Source organism: Rubrimonas sp., from assembly GCF_036788415.1.
GTDB lineage: Bacteria > Pseudomonadota > Alphaproteobacteria > Rhodobacterales > Rhodobacteraceae > Rubrimonas.
This window is the reverse complement of the sequence record NZ_DAIQNN010000227.1, coordinates 1-2,054: the sequence shown is the minus strand read 5'-3', so window position 1 is coordinate 2,054 and position 2,054 is coordinate 1. Positions and strand designations below refer to the sequence as shown.

Genomic DNA, 2,054 nt, shown 5'->3' with positions numbered 1-2,054 from the left:
ACGAGGTGGACCCTCACAGGTGCAACCGTGCGCCCTTGGTGATCTTGTCCACGAGCTTGCGATCCTCGCGCAGTCCAAGGCGCACGACGCTCATCTCCTCGGGCCGACGGCCCTTTACCGCGGCGCGGTTCGCCGCGTCGTGACCGGTCTCAAGCATCTCCTCGATGTAGATCGACAGCCGCGCGCCGCACTCCATCGCCCTGCCGTGGATCCTGCGAAGGCTGGCGGCGTCGGCGCTGAGCACGATGATCGGCTGAACGATGAGGGGGGTGTAGAGGTTGCCCGCCGCGTCCTCGTATCGGTCGCCCAGGAACTCGCTGGCCGCGCCGAGGACGCCGCTCGTCAGAAACGCGGCGACGTTCAGCTTCTGCCAGACGGCGAGGTCGTGACGGACGACGAGCGCGATCTTCGTGTCAAGCATCCCCGTCCCACCTTTTGCGACGGCCGAGCGCGCGCAGGGCCGGGACGAGCGTCTCCGCATGGGACCCCGCAACGCGCGCCGTCTCCGCGTTCAGCGTTTCCATGGCCGCGTCGAGAGGCTCGCGCAGCGCCGACCCCTTCTCCGTCAGGAAGAGCCGGTGCATGCGGCGGTCCTGAGGGTCCGGGCGACGCTCGATCAGACCCTGCGCCTCGAGCCGGTCGACGACGCCGGTCACCACATTGCGCCATGCGCCCGCGACCGGCCGGCGTCGGGAGGAGCGCCTGTCGATACGAGTAATGCTGGGACGCCTCTTGCCCAGGAAAGATCAATCGCTTGTGACGCCGATCGGCGTCGGGACCCCGCGACGACCTACACTGATGCGTATATTCCGAAAGTAGATTGAACGAAAAAAGCCGGCCAAGGTTTGGGCGATCGGTCGAGCGGATCGGATCGACCGGAATCAAAACAGACAGGAGGATCTGAAGAACAGAATCTCTCCAGCCGAGAAATCCAACTTGATCAGAAAAAGGATATGGGCATGACACAACCGGACGAAAGCCGGGGCATGCCGCCTGCGGCGCCGAGCCCAGCCTTTGCGAAGTGGGAGAACGAGGGCGGCGCGATCACCGCGAAGCCACGACCGCCGCATGGACTGGCACGGCCGGCGCGGGGCATCGGCATGCCGTCAGTCAGCGACTTCCTATCCATCGAGTTCCTCGCGGCCGCGCTGACCGCCTCACGCGACCTGTCCGTCACGGTGCGCATACGAATGACCGCGGCGGCGGCCAGAGTGTGAACAAGTGTCGGGTGGGGGGTGACCCCGTCCATACCAAAAAAGGTCAGCGCGTTCTGGCGACGTCTGCTTTCGTGAACCAATCTCCTCTTTGGGAGTTGACGGTCCAAGAGCGTCGCCAATGGCGTGGGAGCAGCTCGCGTCATGCTTCCAATAGCAAAAAGGAGAGATAGATGAATACAAGCGTGAACGCCTGCTTTACAGATCAAAGGATCTTGATGGACGGCAAGACCTTCATGAGATGTCGGTTCGAGCGGTGCGAATTGGTGTTCGCTGGAGTGGGGGCGGTCAACTTTTCCGAGAACGCGCTCTGGGATTGTCGTTTTTCCTTTGAAGGCCCAGCTGGACGCGCACTGGGCGTCTTCGCAGCCGTCGTGAACATGATGCCGCCAGAGCGCCGCGAAGATTTCGTTCGCGCCGTCCTCGACGCGCATCTACCGAAGCAGAGTGAAGGCGGCTGCGCCTCCAAAAAGTTCGGCAGCGCGGGGCGTTAGGGAATCTCCGCGCGCCGCGGCCCTGCACATCGCTGCGGGTGTCACGTTCGTCAATGAGATTCAGATTGCGGGTGTAGCTCGGGCAGCGGCGGTCGCGCCGCCTCGGTGCCCAGTATGCGGATTGCGCCACCGCGGCGGACGTGGGCGATATGCGACCCCCGCGACCGCGTTCTACGATGCGCGGCGTCTTGATTTGGATCAGGGTGGGGTCGGACGCCGAACGGGGTCACAAACGATTGATGCGTCACAGGGGTCGCCGGCGGATGCTTTGGGACGGAGACGGCGATATCATAGTCCATCACACCGCGTCGCTCGCTTGCCCGAGCGCGGCGGGCGCGCCGATTAG

Annotated in this window: 4 protein-coding genes; 2 read left to right on the top strand and 2 right to left on the bottom strand. The window is 64.1% G+C overall.

The window, feature by feature from the left end; translation table 11 throughout:
• Positions 1–13 precede the first annotated feature (13 nt).
• On the bottom strand, positions 14–421 hold the full coding sequence (locus V7Q31_RS18945; protein WP_333835390.1) for a DUF2000 family protein: 408 nt from the start codon (positions 419–421) through the stop codon (positions 14–16).
• The gene (locus V7Q31_RS18940; protein ID WP_333835388.1) at positions 414–656 is read right to left on the bottom strand and encodes a MarR family winged helix-turn-helix transcriptional regulator; all 243 of its coding nucleotides are present in this window, start codon (positions 654–656) and stop codon (positions 414–416) included. The genes V7Q31_RS18945 and V7Q31_RS18940 overlap by 8 nt, the downstream gene beginning before the upstream one ends.
• Positions 657–959: 303 nt before the next feature.
• Between V7Q31_RS18940 and V7Q31_RS18935 the strand changes: the two genes are divergently transcribed.
• Positions 960–1,217, top strand: coding sequence for a hypothetical protein (locus V7Q31_RS18935; RefSeq protein ID WP_333835387.1), 258 nt, complete (start codon positions 960–962; stop codon positions 1,215–1,217).
• 170 nt (positions 1,218–1,387) lie between these two features.
• Positions 1,388–1,708: a hypothetical protein gene (locus tag V7Q31_RS18930; protein ID WP_333835386.1), complete on the top strand. Its 321-nt coding sequence runs from the start codon at positions 1,388–1,390 to the stop codon at positions 1,706–1,708.
• Positions 1,709–2,054 lie beyond the last annotated feature (346 nt).

Excerpts from the sequence above, each read along its gene's own strand:
- V7Q31_RS18945 (WP_333835390.1), bottom strand. The coding sequence starts at position 421 with ATGCTTGACACGAAGATCGCGCTCGTCGTCCGTCACGACCTCGCCGTC.
- V7Q31_RS18935 (WP_333835387.1), top strand. The coding sequence starts at position 960 with ATGACACAACCGGACGAAAGCCGGGGCATGCCGCCTGCGGCGCCGAGC.
- V7Q31_RS18930 (WP_333835386.1), top strand. The coding sequence starts at position 1,388 with ATGAATACAAGCGTGAACGCCTGCTTTACAGATCAAAGGATCTTGATG.